Annotated in this window: 16 protein-coding genes; 3 read left to right on the top strand and 13 right to left on the bottom strand. The window is 58.2% G+C overall.

What is annotated here, in order from left to right; genetic code table 11:
• Positions 1-173: 173 nt before the first annotated feature.
• From clpB to rluD, 3 genes are all read right to left on the bottom strand, one after another.
• Positions 174-2,738 carry an ATP-dependent chaperone ClpB gene (clpB, locus tag V6F78_RS16000; RefSeq protein ID WP_047273631.1) on the bottom strand — a complete coding sequence of 855 codons (2,565 nt, stop codon included), beginning with the start codon at positions 2,736-2,738 and terminating at the stop codon, positions 174-176.
• Positions 2,739-2,858: 120 nt separating this feature from the next.
• Positions 2,859-3,593 (bottom strand): peptidoglycan editing factor PgeF, encoded by a 735-nt coding sequence (gene pgeF, locus V6F78_RS15995; RefSeq protein WP_047292046.1) that lies wholly within the window; start codon positions 3,591-3,593, stop codon positions 2,859-2,861.
• A complete protein-coding gene (rluD, locus tag V6F78_RS15990; RefSeq protein WP_047279261.1) occupies positions 3,590-4,552 on the bottom strand; it encodes a 23S rRNA pseudouridine(1911/1915/1917) synthase RluD in 963 nt (320 codons plus the stop codon). The genes pgeF and rluD overlap by 4 nt, the downstream gene beginning before the upstream one ends.
• 148 nt (positions 4,553-4,700) lie before the next feature.
• Here rluD and V6F78_RS15985 point away from each other — a divergent pair, with 148 nt between their 5' ends.
• Positions 4,701-5,714, top strand: coding sequence for an outer membrane protein assembly factor BamD (locus V6F78_RS15985; protein WP_047273627.1), 1,014 nt, complete (start codon positions 4,701-4,703; stop codon positions 5,712-5,714).
• 117 nt (positions 5,715-5,831) lie between these two features.
• A complete protein-coding gene (locus V6F78_RS15980; RefSeq protein ID WP_047279014.1) occupies positions 5,832-6,059 on the top strand; it encodes a PP0621 family protein in 228 nt (75 codons plus the stop codon).
• A 54-nt stretch (positions 6,060-6,113) separates the two neighbouring features.
• Here V6F78_RS15980 and thiO read toward each other — a convergent pair whose 3' ends face one another.
• The 5 genes from thiO to pilV are packed head-to-tail and all read right to left on the bottom strand — an operon-like array spanning position 6,114 to position 9,377.
• Entirely contained in the window at positions 6,114-7,214 is a 1,101-nt protein-coding gene (gene thiO, locus V6F78_RS15975) for a glycine oxidase ThiO (protein WP_095007542.1), read from the bottom strand.
• Between the two features lie 33 nt (positions 7,215-7,247).
• Entirely contained in the window at positions 7,248-7,649 is a 402-nt protein-coding gene (locus V6F78_RS15970; protein ID WP_094990479.1) for a type IV pilin protein, read from the bottom strand.
• 11 nt (positions 7,650-7,660) lie between these two features.
• Positions 7,661-8,203, bottom strand: coding sequence for a pilus assembly PilX family protein (locus V6F78_RS15965; RefSeq protein ID WP_273416777.1), 543 nt, complete (start codon positions 8,201-8,203; stop codon positions 7,661-7,663).
• An 8-nt stretch (positions 8,204-8,211) separates the two neighbouring features.
• A complete protein-coding gene (locus V6F78_RS15960; protein ID WP_047292036.1) occupies positions 8,212-8,907 on the bottom strand; it encodes a PilW family protein in 696 nt (231 codons plus the stop codon).
• Entirely contained in the window at positions 8,904-9,377 is a 474-nt protein-coding gene (gene pilV / locus V6F78_RS15955; protein WP_273416776.1) for a type IV pilus modification protein PilV, read from the bottom strand. Before pilV ends, V6F78_RS15960 begins: the two co-directional genes overlap by 4 nt.
• A gap of 261 nt (positions 9,378-9,638) precedes the next feature.
• Between pilV and V6F78_RS15950 the strand changes: the two genes are divergently transcribed.
• Positions 9,639-10,145 carry a GspH/FimT family pseudopilin gene (locus tag V6F78_RS15950; protein WP_047292033.1) on the top strand — a complete coding sequence of 169 codons (507 nt, stop codon included), beginning with the start codon at positions 9,639-9,641 and terminating at the stop codon, positions 10,143-10,145.
• Here the strand turns inward: V6F78_RS15950 and ispH are convergent.
• From ispH to ribF, 5 genes are all read right to left on the bottom strand, one after another.
• Positions 10,142-11,089: a 4-hydroxy-3-methylbut-2-enyl diphosphate reductase gene (ispH, locus tag V6F78_RS15945; protein ID WP_047273610.1), complete on the bottom strand. Its 948-nt coding sequence runs from the start codon at positions 11,087-11,089 to the stop codon at positions 10,142-10,144. The genes V6F78_RS15950 and ispH overlap by 4 nt on opposite strands.
• A gap of 68 nt (positions 11,090-11,157) precedes the next feature.
• The gene (locus tag V6F78_RS15940) at positions 11,158-11,595 is read right to left on the bottom strand and encodes an FKBP-type peptidyl-prolyl cis-trans isomerase (RefSeq protein WP_047273608.1); all 438 of its coding nucleotides are present in this window, start codon (positions 11,593-11,595) and stop codon (positions 11,158-11,160) included.
• Positions 11,588-12,106 carry a signal peptidase II gene (lspA, locus tag V6F78_RS15935; RefSeq protein ID WP_047273606.1) on the bottom strand — a complete coding sequence of 173 codons (519 nt, stop codon included), beginning with the start codon at positions 12,104-12,106 and terminating at the stop codon, positions 11,588-11,590. Before lspA ends, V6F78_RS15940 begins: the two co-directional genes overlap by 8 nt.
• Positions 12,099-14,930 (bottom strand): isoleucine--tRNA ligase, encoded by a 2,832-nt coding sequence (gene ileS / locus V6F78_RS15930; RefSeq protein ID WP_047292032.1) that lies wholly within the window; start codon positions 14,928-14,930, stop codon positions 12,099-12,101. The genes lspA and ileS overlap by 8 nt, the downstream gene beginning before the upstream one ends.
• The gene (gene ribF / locus V6F78_RS15925; protein WP_047273602.1) at positions 14,927-15,877 is read right to left on the bottom strand and encodes a bifunctional riboflavin kinase/FAD synthetase; all 951 of its coding nucleotides are present in this window, start codon (positions 15,875-15,877) and stop codon (positions 14,927-14,929) included. Before ribF ends, ileS begins: the two co-directional genes overlap by 4 nt.
• Between the last annotated feature and the right edge of the window lie 86 nt (positions 15,878-15,963).

Raw genomic sequence — 15,963 nt, 5'->3', positions numbered from 1 at the left:
ATGATTTAGCGCTTCTAACTGACACCTTGGTTTGGGCCAAGTTGCCGTTGCTGGTGACTGACTGCGGGGCGCACTTTACTCGCGTTTCCCTTACAGATCAACACCCTATGTAAAAAAATTCAAAAAAAGGGCCTCGCACTGCGAGGCCCCCTTTAAAGCACCACTTGCCCGCCTTACGCGAAGACGATTTCGTCGTCTTTCACACTGGCCACTACCGTGGTTCCCGGCAGGAACTGACCCGAGAGAATCAGTTGTGCCAGCGGGTTTTCGATCCAGCGCTGGATTGCACGTTTCAGAGGACGTGCGCCATACACAGGGTCGTAACCGACCGCGATCAGCTTATCCAGAGCCTCCTGGCTCAGCTCCAGGCTCAGATCGCGTTCAGCCAGACGGCTGCGCAGGCGACCCAACTGGATCTCGGCGATGCCGGCGATCTGATCGCGGGCCAGAGGCTCGAAGATCACCACTTCGTCGATCCGGTTCACAAACTCCGGACGGAAGTGAGTACTCACCGCATCCATCACCGCAGCACGCTGTGCCTCACGGTCCCCTACCAACTCCTGGATCTGTGCCGACCCCAGGTTAGAGGTCATCACGATCACGGTATTGCGGAAGTCGACCGTGCGACCGTGGCTATCAGTCAACCGACCGTCTTCAAGCACTTGCAGCAGTACGTTGAACACGTCCGGGTGAGCTTTCTCGACCTCATCCAGCAGGATGACCGAATAAGGCTTACGCCGTACGGCTTCGGTCAGATAGCCACCTTCCTCGTAACCCACATAGCCTGGTGGAGCACCGATCAGTCGAGCCACGGAATGTTTCTCCATGAACTCGGACATGTCGATCCGCACCATCGCCTCTTCGGTATCAAAGAGGAATTCGGCCAGCGCCTTGCACAACTCGGTTTTACCGACACCGGTTGGGCCAAGGAACATGAACGAGCCGCTCGGACGGTTCGGGTCGCTCAGGCCAGCGCGGGAACGGCGCACGGCGTTGGACACGGCCACAACCGCTTCGTCCTGACCAATCACGCGCTCGTGCAGCAAGCTTTCCATCTTCATCAGCTTGTCACGCTCGCCTTCAAGCATCTTGGACACAGGAATCCCGGTCCATTTCGACACCACTTCAGCGATCTCTTCTTCGGTCACTTTGCTGCGCAGCAACTGGTTCTCGGTCTTGCTGTGCTCGTCGACCATTTGCAGGCTGCGTTCCAGATCCGGGATGATCCCGTACTGCAATTCAGCCATGCGATTCAGGTTGCCGCTGCGGCGTGCCACTTCCAGTTCCTGGCGAGCTTGCTCGATCTTTTGCTGGATCTGGGCAGAGCCTTGCACTTCGGCTTTTTCCGAGGTCCAGATTTCTTCCAGGTCGGAATATTCACGCTCGTGGCGCTCAATTTCTTCCTGCAATTTCTCAAGACGTTTTTTCGCCGCCTCGTCTTCTTCTTTCTTGAGCGCTTGCGCTTCAACTTTCAGTTGAATCAGACGGCGCTCCAGACGGTCGAGCACTTCAGGCTTGGAGTCGATCTCCATGCGAATACGGCTGGCGGCTTCGTCGATCAGGTCAATCGCCTTGTCTGGCAACTGCCGATCCGTGATGTACCGATGACTCAGCTTGGCCGCCGCAATGATGGCACCGTCGGTAATCGCGACTTTGTGGTGCACTTCATAGCGCTCTTTCAAACCACGCAGGATCGCGATGGTGTCTTCTTCGCTCGGCTCGTCGACCAGTACTTTCTGGAAGCGACGCTCAAGCGCAGCATCCTTTTCAATGTACTGGCGGTACTCGTTAAGGGTGGTTGCACCGACACAGTGCAACTCGCCCCGCGCCAGCGCAGGCTTGAGCATGTTGCCCGCGTCCATGGCGCCCTCGCCTTTACCGGCACCGACCATGACGTGCAGCTCGTCAATGAACAGGATGATTTGACCTTCCTGCTTTGACAGTTCGTTAAGCAGCGCTTTCAGACGCTCTTCGAATTCACCCCGGAATTTGGCGCCCGCGATCAACGCACCGATGTCCAGCGACAGCAGGCGTTTGCCTTTAAGGCCGTCAGGCACTTCGCCGTTGATGATCCGCTGAGCCAGGCCTTCGGCAATCGCGGTTTTACCCACACCGGGTTCACCGATCAGGACCGGGTTGTTTTTGGTCCGGCGCTGCAACACTTGAATGGTGCGACGGATTTCATCGTCACGACCGATTACCGGGTCAAGCTTGCCTTCTTCAGCACGCTTGGTCAGGTCAATGGTGTATTTGTCCAGCGCCTGACGGGACTCTTCAGCATTGGGGTCATTGACCGCTTCACCGCCGCGCAGGTTGTTGATGGCGTTTTCAAGGGCTTTTTTACTCACGCCCTGACCCAGCAACAACTTGCCCAACTTGCTGTTTTCGTCCATTGCAGCCAGCAATACCACTTCGCTGGTGATGTACTGGTCGCCTTTTTGTTGCGCCAGACGGTCCGCCTGATTCAACAGACGCGCCAAGTCCTGCGACATATTCACGTCGCCGGTGGGGTTCTGTATTTTGGGTAGCTGGTCGAGCTCTTTGGTCAGCTCTTTACGCAGGCTGTTTACATCGAAACCGACTTGCATCAGCAGAGGCTTGATCGAACCGCCCTGCTGCTCCAGTAATGCCTGCATCAAGTGCGCTGGCTCAATTGCCGGATGATCAAGGCCGACGGCCAATGACTGAGCATCGGACAACGCCAATTGCAACTTGCTGGTTAATCTATCTATACGCATTCGTCACCTTCCTTATGAGCAGGCCGGAGGGATGGAAACTCCTGAATGAAGAAACCTGCCAGATACCTTAGTAGATGCGGGCAATTCTGGGAGTTTCAAGCGTACGGTGAATGACGCAGATCAGCTGGACGGCGTTTCGATCCAGACCAGCGAAGCAAAGCGGCCAGTACGGGAACTGCGCCGGTAGGAATAGAAGCGCGGGTCGTTGACGGTGCAAAAGCCTGCGCCGTAGACAGCTTCAATACCGCAGCGAGCCAGACGCAGACGCGCCAGCTCATAGATGTCGGCCATATAACGCCCGGCATTGACACTTGGCACGAAGGCCGAGGCGGCCTGGGGCATGTCTTTAATAAAGACATCACGCACCTCACCCCCGACTTCAAACGCCGCGGGACCGATGGCGGGTCCAAGCCACACAAGTATCTCCTGGGGCTCAACATGGAGGCTGCGCGCGGCGGCTTCAAGCACCCCGGCTGCCAATCCGCGCCAGCCCGCATGCGCCGCAGCGACGCGTGTACCGGCGCGGTTGCAGAACAGTGCAGGCAAGCAGTCGGCGGTCATGACCGTACACGCCACGCCGGGCGTGGACGTCCAGCTGGCATCGGCTTCAACGATGCTGGACGGGTCGGCAGGCGCAACGACAACCCCGTGAACCTGGCTAAGCCAAGCGGGCTGTACGTTAAAAACGCGGGTCAGGTGTTGGCGATTTTGAGCAACGGCGCAAGGATCGTCGTCGACATGGTCACCCAGGTTGAAGCTGTCGAACGGCGCCTGGCTGACGCCGCCCGCACGGGTGGTCACGCAGGCCCTGATGCCTGCCGGCGCAGGCCAGTCAGGAATCAGGAACGCGCTCATCCGATGAAGGCCTCACGGTCTTGCTTGAGCAGCGTCAACAACCAGACAAAATCGTCAGGGAGTGGGGATTCCCAGCTCATGCGTTTACCGGTCGTCGGATGGTCCAGCTCCAGGAAGCGCGCATGCAAGGCCTGACGCGGGAAGTTCTTCAGGGATTCGACCATGGTCACACTGGCTGCCGGCGGGATACGGAAACGACCGCCGTAGGCAGGATCTCCGACCAACGGGAAGTTGATGTGAGACATATGCACACGGATCTGGTGCGTACGCCCGGTTTCCAGCTTGACCCGCACGTGGGTATGGGAACGGAAACGCTCAAGCACGCGGTAATGACTCACCGCCTGTTTGCCGCCTTCCATAACCGCCATGCGCTGGCGTTGCTGGCCGTGACGGCCGATGGGCGCGTCGATCTTGCCCCCGGCGGTGACGACACCGATGACAATGCACTCATATATCCGGCTGACACTGCGGCTCTGCAATTGGGCAACCAGCTGCGTCTGCGCCTGGATGGTCTTGGCGACCACCATCAATCCGGTGGTGTCTTTGTCCAGGCGATGCACGATCCCCGCACGCGGCACATTAATAATGTCCGGTACGTGGTGCAGCAACGCATTGAGCAAAGTGCCATCAGCATGCCCCGCAGCCGGGTGCACCACCAAACCCGCGGGTTTGTTGATGACCAGGATGTCATCGTCTTCGTAAACGATGTCGAGGGGAATGTCCTGGGCGATCCACTCACCCTGGGCTTCCTGCTCTGCAGTCAGCTCCAGGATGGCGCCACCATGCACGATGTCGCGGGGACGTATGACGTCTCCGTCCACAGTGAGGCGGCCGTCTTTGATCCAGGCGGAAAGGCGCGAGCGCGAGTGCTCAGCGAATAATTGTGCGGCGACTTGATCGAGGCGTTGGCCGCCCAATTCGGACGGCACCTCTGCGCGAAGTAGTATTTTCTCGGACATGCTCATCAGGACGGCGCCAAGCCTTTGGTTTCGGCTGCGCGCTTGTGGTTAAATACGGCGTCTTTTGCCCCGAGGCTTTTCACGGGGCGCTCATCATAACAGGACGGCCTCGCCCAAGACAGCGGCCGTCATAGGGACGCAAGCCGCCATGCAAGTGAGACACCTGCTGCTGATCGCCATCCTCGCACTGACCGCCGCTTGCTCGTCGACAAAGGAAGTCGTTGACGAAAACCTCAGCGAAGTCGAGCTGTACCAGCAGGCACAGGCCGATCTGGACAACCACAGCTACACCAGTGCAACCGCCAAACTGAAGGCACTTGAGTCACGCTACCCGTTCGGCCGTTATGCCGATCAGGCTCAGCTTGAACTGATCTATGCCTACTATAAAAACTCCGAGCCGGAAGCTGCCAAGTCTGCCGCAGAGCGGTTCATCCGCCTGCACCCGCAGCATCCGAACGTTGATTACGCCTACTACCTCAAAGGCTTGACCTCGTTTGACCAGGACGTTGGTCTGCTGGCGCGCTTCCTGCCGCTGGACATGACCAAGCGTGACCCCGGCGCGGCCCGTGACTCGTATAACGAGTTCGCCCAGCTGACCAGCCGCTTCCCCAACAGCCGCTACGCGCCTGATGCCAAGCAGCGCATGATTTACCTGCGCAACCTGCTGGCGGCTTATGAAATTCACGTGGCCCACTATTACCTGACCCGTCAGGCCTATGTGGCTTCGGCCAACCGTGGCCGGTACGTGGTTGAGAACTTCCAGGAAACCCCTTCGGTCGCTGACGGCCTGGCGGTGATGGTTGAGTCTTATCAGCGCCTGCACCTCGACAAACTGGCTGACACCAGTCTTGAAGTGCTCAAAGACAACTACCCTAACCATCCGAGCCTGGTTGACGGTCAGTTTGTGCCTCAAGTGTCCGAGTCTGACAACCGCTCTTGGTTGAGCAAGGCTACGTTGGGCCTGATCGAATCCAGCACGCCTCTGCCACCGGGTGAAACCCGCGCCAACCAGGACGTGCAGAAGCAATTCCAGGATGCGAAAGACGCTATTCCTGCCGAGCTGAAGCCTAAAGATTCAGACGGCAATGTCATCGAAGAACCAGAATCGGAAGATACCAGCCGTTCATGGTTCAGCTACATGACGTTCGGTCTTTTCGACTGATCGTCACACTCAAGAAAAGAGCCTTTCGGGGCTCTTTTTTTTGCGTCGCATTTGGTGCTGGGCGCCTACACGGTCCTTGGCTAAACTGGCGCATCTTTTCTCAAATAGCGATTAGCCATGTTTCGTTTACTGATCTGGGTGGCCTTGATTGCTGCCGGCGTGTGGTTGTGGCGCAAATACAAAGCGGGCCTAACCCCCACCAAAAAACCGGTCGACCCCAACGCCCAACCGATGGTGCGCTGCGCCCATTGCGGCGTCCACTTGCCACGAGACCGCGCCCTGAGCCAACAACAAGAGTGGTATTGCACCCAAAACCATCTTGAACAAGGCCCGGGCAAACGCTGAGCAACGGGGTCGCAGCCTGGCAACGCAAGGCTGCGAGACAGCCGCCGTTATCGCTCAGAGTCGCCCTGCAGGAGCGTACGGCGCCGGATCAATGATAGGCGTGCGCTCCAGCAACAAATCTGCAAACAACTGGCAAGACGCGGGCGCCAACACCAACCCGTTGCGGTAATGCCCGCAGTTCAGCCAGAGCCCTTCAAAACCGGCGACCGGCCCGATATACGGTATGCCTTGCGGCGAACCCGGACGCAATCCGGCCCAATGCGCAACGGGCTCGGCATCCGCCAACGCAGGAATCAACGCCACAGCCGACGCTTTCAAACTCTCCAGGGCCGTCTGGGTCGGGGTTTTGTCGAAGCCTTCATGCTCCAGCGTGCTACCAATCAAGATATGGCCATCACGGCGAGGTATGGCGTAGCGGCCGTTGGCCAGAACCATGCACGACAAGAAATCCGAAGCACATTTGTACAAAATCATTTGGCCTTTGACCGGCTCAACGGGCAGTTCTATGTCCAGATGCTTGAGCAGTTCACCGCTCCAGGCCCCGGCGGCCAATACCACGGCATCCCCCAATACGGAGCCATTAACCGTATTGACGCCCGTAATCCGCTCCCCCTCCCTGACAAAGCCCAGCACCTCGGATTGTTCGTGAACCGTGACATTGGGCATCGCTTGCAGTGCCGCTTTTAGTGACTTAACCAGCCGCGGATTGCGCACATTCGCCACGTCCTTCATATAAACAGCACGGGAAAAACCGCCGCCCAATACCGGAACATGGCTTTGAACCGCCGCGATATCCACGGCACTCAAAGGTCGGCCGGCTTGCCGGGCCCAAGCCAGCGCTTGAGCCTCATCGTCCAGATCAAGCCAGTAAAGACCCGTCGTATGCACTTCCGGATCCAGCCCGGAAGTCGCCAGCAGACGCTGCGCCAAATGCGGGTAAAAATCCTGGGACCAGTGAGCCAGCGCTGTGACGGCCGGGGTGTAACGCCACGGATACAGCGGTGACACGATTCCACCGCCCGCCCAGGAAGACTCCTGCCCCACGCCACCGCGCTCCAGCAAAATTACTTGCTCGACGTCTGCGGCCAGATTAAACGCAGTCAGCAGCCCGATCACTCCGCCGCCGACAATCACTACCCGTTGATGCCTAGCCATCTATCAGTCCAGCCCTTATTCAAAAGTAATGGGTCAGCGCCCCCAACATTGCTGCGCGGTGATGCCCGGGGCCGCCTGGGTTATAGCGCTCAGACCTGTATGCGCCAACGTGAAGTTGCCACACGGATCATCTGCCATGGGCGAGCCGTCTTTTCGTGTGGCCATCAATAAAAAGGCATGATCCGAAAAGTCTGTCGTGATGCTGTAGTTCTCATTGCCAGAACTGATATCCGGCAGACCGCTATATAACCCGTTTTTCGTGTAGAACCGCTCTAGACTTTGGGCTTGCTCAGAGAGCAACACGACAATTTGAGACCGGTTCACCCGCTTCACATACTCGCTGTAAAGCGGATAAACAAAGGCCCCAAGGATACCGATGATCGCCACGGTGATCATCATTTCGATCAGCGTAAAACCTGTATTAGACCTAACCATGTGTTCATTCCCTATTGAATTTGTCGCCACATAACCCGACGAAAACGCTGCCGGACAGGCCCGGCCTCCCCGTCCTGCACCGCCTGATGGCGCGCATAAACACTTTCGAGCACAGTGCGAGACAGCCCTCGAAGGCCAATACCGGTTATTCGATAGAGATAGACAGAGCCGTCCTTTTCAGACTGAGAAAGCGGGATGCTGAGCCCCAGAAACTGAATGCCATACAACCCATCCTGCGTTTGCACCCAGTTAATGCCTGACTGAAGATCGAGCCCTGGTGAACGCTGGCTTCTCGCCTCAACAGGGGGCGCGCAGCGGATCGGCGAAGCACACTCCGCCATACCGGACCAATGAGCTTGCAACCACGTCTCACCGACGTGCATCGCCGCTTCGGCCCCTTGAAATGATTGATTGGCAGCCCGTATGGCACCCGCCATTTTCTCTTGCTGGCCCGCGCTTTCCATCGCAGAAAGCCCCAGAAAACCGAGCAACATCAAAAAAACCAGACTGGCCAGCAGCACCATGCCTTTTTGCGAACCTAATACGGGCGGCATAACTATTCCTACCCCTGCCGGTTACGAACGGCGACCAGCACATGGTAGGTCTGGTCTTTTACCCGGGCCCCGGGATCTCTCAAGGTCAAGGCCAGGCGCACGCTGCGAATGCTCGTGGCATCGGCCGGTCTGGACTCATAGCGCACAACCGGGTGCGCGCTGGCTGAACCGGAGACACCGAAGCTCACCTCAAACGCGGCAACATTGTCCAGTAGCACGGTGTTACTGAGCCCGCTCTTGAGTTGGCCTTGCTCAAAACGATAAGCAACCCGACGTACCGCAAAGCCTGTTTCTCCAGGCCCCCACTCAGCCTGTGCGCCAGCAAAAACCTGCGCGTGGTGTTTGCAGTCCGTCACCACCGTCCAGTCAGGCTTGCCGGACTGAGGTCCGACGTCGGCGCTGATCATGTGCAGCGCTCCCGAACTTGAAGTGCCTTGCCATGAAACGGGTGTCGCAAACGCAGCAGGCGCATCGATGATGTGGGTCAAAGGCAAGCAGCCAAACATGCCAGCCATGCGAATTTCCTGCGCGATTTTGCTCAGCACGTAACGGGCATCCTCTTGCAGTTGCGCGGAAGCTGACTGAGCCAAAGAGGTCTGCCGGGCACTCAAGAACACCTGCGTCATCCCCAGCACCAGCAGCAAGCCCAAAGCCATCGCAATCATCAGCTCAATCAGGCCAAATCCCGAGTGGCGCTTTCTCATGACGGGCACGCAGGCGGTATGCCGGGCAGCTGGCTGTTGAGTGTGAATGACTGCAAGGCGCCCTCGTTTTTCTCTGCACGCGAGCCGTCCCAGCGAATGTGGATACTCACTTGCCGGTCATTCAGAGAAATCTCGCCTCGGGCGCTCTCCCCGCCGAAAGCCTGTATGTTGCGTTTGAATTCGCTCAGATCCTGAGTGACGACCCCCGTAACGCTGGAGGTCCGGGCCACGCCATAACGCCCGGAAAAGCGATAGTCCCCTGCAGAATTGGCGCGCATCCGATCCAGCATGTCGTACGCGATGAAACTGGCCTGAGTGCTCATGCGCGCGCTGTCGGTGTATTTCAGTGCACTGATTTGCGCGCCTGCGGCCCCCAAGAGGCCCACGCCTAAAATAAGAGCGGCTACCAGCACTTCAATCAGGGTCATGCCGGCTTGTCGTTTTTTAGTGCCACGCCGCTTCTGGCTCATCCCTGACCACCTGTTTTAACGGCACGTCCTGCGCCGCATTGAGCACAGCCTAGACCCGCGCTCAGCGCTCATGGATCAGAAACGGGTGAGCTCGGCTGTAGGATTGTTCGCTTGATTGCGTACGCTTCAAGCAATCGCAAGGCATAAACATCGGGCAATGATTGGACGACCGCGTTTTAGGTGGCTGCCCTGTCGCAACCGCTATACCTAAGGGTGTTCACCACAAACAAGTCCAGGGAGGACGCTGTGTATCAACGAGGGATGAGTTTGATTCAACTGGTGATTACCTTGTCGATCGTCGCCACCACTGCACAATTTGCCAGCCCGGCCTACCACATGCTCACGGAACAACAACGACGCCAAACCACGGCGGAGCAATTGGCCGGCAGTTTGCGCAAGGCACGCAGCGAAGCGCTGATACGCCATCAGTACGTGGTGGTTCACGCCCGGGAGGGTGACTGGGGCAAAGGATGGAGAATGGTGCTTGATGTAAGCGGTCAGGGCCACGCCGACAAGAACAATCCGGTACTGGCCGAAACACACAACAGTCGCCTGATCCCCATAGCGGGGAACTCGCCGGTCAAACACTACGTGCGATTCAACCCGCTGGGCGAGCCATTATTGAATGCGGGGAGTTTTCAGGCAGGCACCCTGCATGTGTGCCAGACAAAAGAAGAGCTGAGTCACTATCAGGTTGTGCTCGCAAAAAGCGGGAGGATCAGCCTGCGCAACCAAAAAACTGCGCAGGCATTGTGTGCAATGGCTTAGGTGATGGCGCGAACCCGCAACTCTTTGGGCATGGAGAATGTGATGTTCTCTTCACGGCCAGCCAATTCGTCGGCCCCGGTGGCGCCCCAGGCGTGCAATTGCTGAATCACGCCGCGCACCAGCACCTCCGGCGCCGAGGCACCCGCGGTGATGCCAATGCGTTCAACGCCATCGAACCAGCTTTTTTGCAGGTCTTCAGCACCATCGATCAGGTAGGCCGGGGTGGCCATGCGCTCTGCCAGCTCCCGGAGGCGATTGGAGTTGGAGCTATTTGGACTGCCCACCACCAGCACCACGTCGCACTCGTCAGCCAGTTGCTTCACAGCATCCTGCCGGTTTTGTGTGGCGTAGCAGATGTCATCTTTTCGTGGGCCACCAATGGCCGGGAATCGCGTACGCAGGGCATCGATCACCCGGCTGGTGTCGTCCATCGACAGCGTGGTCTGGGTCACGAAAGCCAGTTTTTCGGGGTTGTGCACTTGCAGGTTGGCGACGTCTTTTTCGTCTTCAACCAGGTAGATAGCGCCGCCATTGCTGGCGTCATATTGCCCCATGGTGCCTTCAACTTCCGGGTGACCGGCGTGGCCAATCAGGATGCATTCGCGGCCATCACGGCTGTAACGCGCCACTTCGATATGAACCTTGGTGACCAAGGGGCACGTGGCGTCGAACACTTTCAGGCCGCGCCCGGCAGCTTCACTGCGCACGGCCTGAGAAACGCCGTGGGCACTGAAGATCACAATGACGTCATCCGGCACCTGATCCAGCTCTTCAACGAAGATCGCTCCGCGCGAGCGCAGGTCTTCGACGACAAATTTGTTGTGCACCACTTCGTGGCGAACGTAGATAGGTGGGCCGAATACTTCAAGAGCGCGATTGACGATCTCAATCGCTCGGTCCACCCCGGCGCAAAAACCACGGGGGTTGGCGAGTTTGATGTGCATGCTAGGCCTCGTGGGACGCGCAGAAAGATAATGCCAAACAGGCCCGGCCATTTAGCCGGGCACTGGATTTACAGCGCTTTGACGTCTTTGATTTCGACTTCGAAGGTCAGGGTTTTACCTGCCAGCGGATGGTTGAAATCGATGGTGACCTGGTCGTCGTCAAACGCTTTGACCACGCCAGGCAACTCGGTGTTTGCGGCGTCATTGAAGATCACCAGCAACCCTTCCGACAGTTCCATGTCCTTGAACTGCGAGCGCGCAATAATCTGCACATTTTGCGGATTGGGCTGACCGAATGCATTCTCCGGCAGGATCTCAAGTGTCCGCTTGTCGCCTGCCTTGAAGCCGAAAATAGCCGCTTCAAAACCCGGCAACAGATTGCCATCACCGACTTTGAACGTTGCAGGGTCTTTGTCGAACGTACTGTCGACCGTGTCGCCATTCTCCAGGCGCAAAGCGAAATGCAGGGTGACTTCCGTGTTCTGGCCAATACGAGGCTCAGTCATGAACGGGTTCTCCGGACTTTTTACTTTTGAACATATCCAGTGCCAGCATTACCGCACCCACACAGATTGCGCTGTCGGCAAAGTTGAATGCAGGGAAGTACCAGCGGTTTTGCCAGTGCACGAGAATGAAGTCGATGACATGGCCATAGGCAATGCGGTCATACAAGTTGCCCAATGCCCCGCCGAGGATCAACGCCAGCGCAATGGCCAGCCACGTGTCATCACGCCCCAGGCGTTTGAGCCAGACCACCAGTACGGCGCTGACCACCACGGCAATCAGGGCAAACAGCCAGCGCTGCCAGCCGGCACTGTCAGCCAGGAAGCTGAAGGCTGCGCCCGTGTTGTAGGCCAGCGTCCAACTGAAGTAATCCGGAATGATGACGACCTGTTGATACATCTGTAATGCGCTGTCGAAATAAACCTTGCTGGCCTGGTCAATGACCAGGACCAGCAGGGTCAACCACAACCAGCTCAGGCGCCCGAAGCGCCCGGCAGTGCGGGCATCAGGCATAGTGACGTACCTCGCCGGCGCCGCTGATGTTGTCCACACAGCGGCCGCAGATTTCCGGATGCTCCGGGTTCACGCCAACGTCTTCACGGCAATGCCAGCAACGGGCGCACTTGGCGTGGGCAGATTTGACCACTTTGAGCTTCAGGCCTGGCACCTCAGTCACCACCGCATCCGCCGGGGCCGATGCAAACGGCGCAACGCTGGCTGTGGAGGTGATCAGCACGAAGCGCAGCTCATTGCTCAGCTTGGTGAGGTCGACTGCCAGTTCATCTTCGGCGAACAAGGTGACTTCAGCCTGCAAGTTGCCACCAATGGCCTTGGCCGCGCGCAGGTTTTCCATTTCCTTGTTGACCGCGACCTTGACCGCCATGATCCGCTCCCAATAAGCGCGGTCCAGTTCAGTCCCTTCAGGCAGCTCGGTCAGGCCCTGATACCAGGTATTGAGCATCACCGATTCGTTGCGCTCGCCCGGCAGGTATTGCCACAACTCGTCGGCAGTGAACGCCAGGATCGGAGCGATCCAGCGCACCAGCGCTTCGGAGATATGGAACAACGCGGTCTGGCATGAGCGACGGGCCTTGCTGTTGGCGCCCGTGGTGTACTGACGGTCTTTGATGATGTCGAGGTAGAAACCGCCCAGCTCTTGCACGCAGAAGTTGTGCACTTTGGAGTACACGTTCCAGAAGCGGTATTCACCGTAGTGAAGTTCCAGCTCGCGTTGCAGCAGCAGTGCGCGGTCCACAGCCCAACGGTCCAGTGCCAGCATTTCTTCGGCAGGCAGGATGTCGGTGGCCGGATTGAAACCGGTCAGGTTCGACAGCAAGAAGCGTGCAGTGTTGCGGATACGTCGGTAGGCATCGGCGCTACGTTGCAGGATTTGGTCGGAGACCGCGATCTCGCCCGAGTAGTCCGTCGACGCGACCCACAGGCGCATGATGTCGGCGCCCAGCGTGTCGTTGACTTTCTGTGGCGCAATCACGTTACCCAAGGATTTGGACATCTTGCGACCGGCCTCGTCCACGGTGAAACCATGGGTCAGCAGTTCGCGATAAGGCGCGTGATTGTCGATGGCGCAACCGGTCAGCAACGAAGAGTGGAACCAGCCGCGGTGCTGGTCGGAACCTTCGAGGTACAAGTCGGCGCGCGGGCCGGTTTCATGGCCCATCGGGTGTGAGCCGCGCAGCACGTGCCAGTGCGTGGTGCCCGAGTCGAACCAGACGTCCAGGGTGTCAGAGATCTTGTCGTACAATGGCGCTTCATCGCCCAGCAACTCGGCGGCGTCCATCTTGAACCAGGCTTCAATCCCTTCACGCTCAACGCGCTTGGCGACTTCTTCCATCATTTCGACGGTACGCGGGTGCAGCTCGCCGCTTTCCTTGTTCAGGAAGAACGGGATCGGCACGCCCCAGTTGCGTTGACGCGAGATGCACCAGTCCGGACGGTTGGCAATCATCGAGTGCAGGCGCGCCTGACCCCAGGCCGGAACGAACTGGGTGTCTTCAATGGCCTGCAACGCGCGGGTGCGCAAGGTATCGCCGGCTACCGGCTCTTTGTCCATGCCGATGAACCACTGCGCAGTGGCGCGGTAGATCAGCGGGGTTTTGTGACGCCAGCAGTGCATGTAGCTGTGGCTGATGGTTTCGGTGTGCATCAGCGCACCGACTTCAGTCAGTTTTTCAACAATGGCCGGATTGGCTTTCCAGATGAACTGGCCGCCAAAAAACTCTAGCGACGGCACGTAAACACCGTTGCTTTGAACCGGATTGATGATGTCATCGTTGACCATGCCGTAGGCTTTGCAGGTCACGAAGTCGTCTACGCCGTAGGCCGGAGCGGAGTGAACCACGCCAGTGCCCGCGCCCAGTTCGACATACTCGGCCAGATAAACAGGCGACAGACGATCATAGAACGGGTGACGGAAGTTGATCAGTTCGAGCGCGGCACCGGTGGTGGTGGCAATGACCGAACCTTCCAGGTTGTAGCGTGCCAGGCACGCTTCGACCAGCTCTTCAGCCAGCACCAGCAGCTTGTCACCGACATCGACCAGCGCGTAGTTGAACTCCGGGTGCACGTTGAGCGCCTGGTTGGCCGGGATGGTCCACGGGGTGGTGGTCCAGATCACGATCGAAGCCGGTTTGCTCAAGGCCGCCAGACCGAAAGCCTCAGCCAGCTTGGCTTCGTCGGCAATCGGGAACGCAACGTCAATGGTCGCGGATTTTTTGTCCTGATATTCAACTTCAGCTTCAGCCAATGCCGAGCCGCAGTCGAAACACCAGTTCACAGGCTTAAGGCCCTTGAACACGAAGCCCGCCTTGACGATTTCAGCCAAGGCGCGGATTTCACCGGCTTCGTTCTTGAAATCCATGGTTTTGTACGGGTTGGCAAAGTCACCCAACACACCCAGACGGATGAACTCGGATTTCTGGCCTTCGATCTGCTCGGTGGCGTAGGCACGGCACAGCTCGCGGGTTTTATCCGCAGGCAGGTTTTTGCCGTGGGTCACTTCAACCTTGTGCTCAATCGGCAAACCGTGGCAATCCCAGCCCGGCACGTACGGCGCATCGAAACCGGCAAGGGTTTTCGAGCGAATGATCATGTCCTTGAGGATCTTGTTCAGCGCGTGACCGATGTGGATCGTGCCGTTGGCGTACGGAGGACCGTCATGAAGAACGAACTTCGGACGATCCTTGCCAATCTCGCGCAACTTCCCGTACAGGCCAATGCTGTCCCAGCGCTGCAAAATTTGCGGTTCGCGCTGTGGCAGGCCGGCCTTCATTGGGAAGGCTGTGTCCGGAAGGTTTAGCGTGGCTTTGTAGTCGGTCATTTCAGGCTCTTTTTAAGCGGTTGACCCTGCCAATAGGCTCGGGCGGCGGCGACGTCCGCATTGATCGCCGTCTTGAGCGCCTCCAGGGAGGCGAAACGCTGCTCATCACGCAGCTTGTGGTGGAATGCCACGGTCAGGCGCCGGTCATACAGATCACCGGTGTAATCCAATAGATGTACTTCAAGATGGGCACTGCCATCCCCTGAAACGGTGGGCCGCACGCCAATATTGGCGACGCCGGGCCAGGTTTTGCCGTCGATATCGACACTGGCCAGGTAAACCCCGGTCAGCGGCACGCGACGACGCTTTAATTGAACGTTGGCCGTTGGCGTGCCGAGTTGACGCGCCAGTTTCTGCCCGTGCAACACGCGTCCGGCGATCTGGAACGGACGCCCGAGCAAACGCTCGGCGAGGGCGAAATCAGCATCGGCCAGTGCATCACGCACTTTGGTGCTGCTGACGCGCATACCGTCAAGTTCAACGGTTTGCGCCGCCTCGACGGTGAAACCTTGCGTGAGGCCCGCCTGTTGCAAGAAGTCAAAATCTCCAACCCGGTCACACCCGAAACGGAAGTCGTCCCCGACCTCAAGGTGCTGCACGCCCAGACCATTGACCAGAATCGTGTCAACGAACTCGGCAGCGCTGAGTTTGCTTAAACGCTGATTGAAGGCCAGGCACAGTACCCGATCCACACCGGCGTCTGCCAATAGCTGCAGTTTGTCACGCAAACGCGCCAGACGTGCCGGCGCGGTTTGCGGGGCAAAGAATTCGCGCGGCTGGGGTTCAAAAATCACCACGCAGCTGGGCACACCCAACTCCAGCGCACGTTCACGCAGCCGGCCCAGGATTGCCTGGTGACCACGGTGTACACCGTCAAAGTTGCCAATAGTGGCGACACAGCCCCGATGTTGGGGCCGCAGATTGTGAAGGCCTCGAACCAGCTGCATAACGCGCTTCTTGCTCATAAAGTGGCCGATTATAACCACACCCAGCCTGCTACAACAGGCAACAGCGCAAGGCATTTAGGCCAAAC

This window comes from Pseudomonas sp. ESBL9 (assembly GCF_036668715.1).
GTDB classification, from domain to species: Bacteria; Pseudomonadota; Gammaproteobacteria; order Pseudomonadales; family Pseudomonadaceae; genus Aquipseudomonas; species Aquipseudomonas lundensis.
The sequence above is the reverse complement of the archived record's forward strand: the minus strand, read 5'-3'. Positions and strand labels throughout refer to the sequence as shown.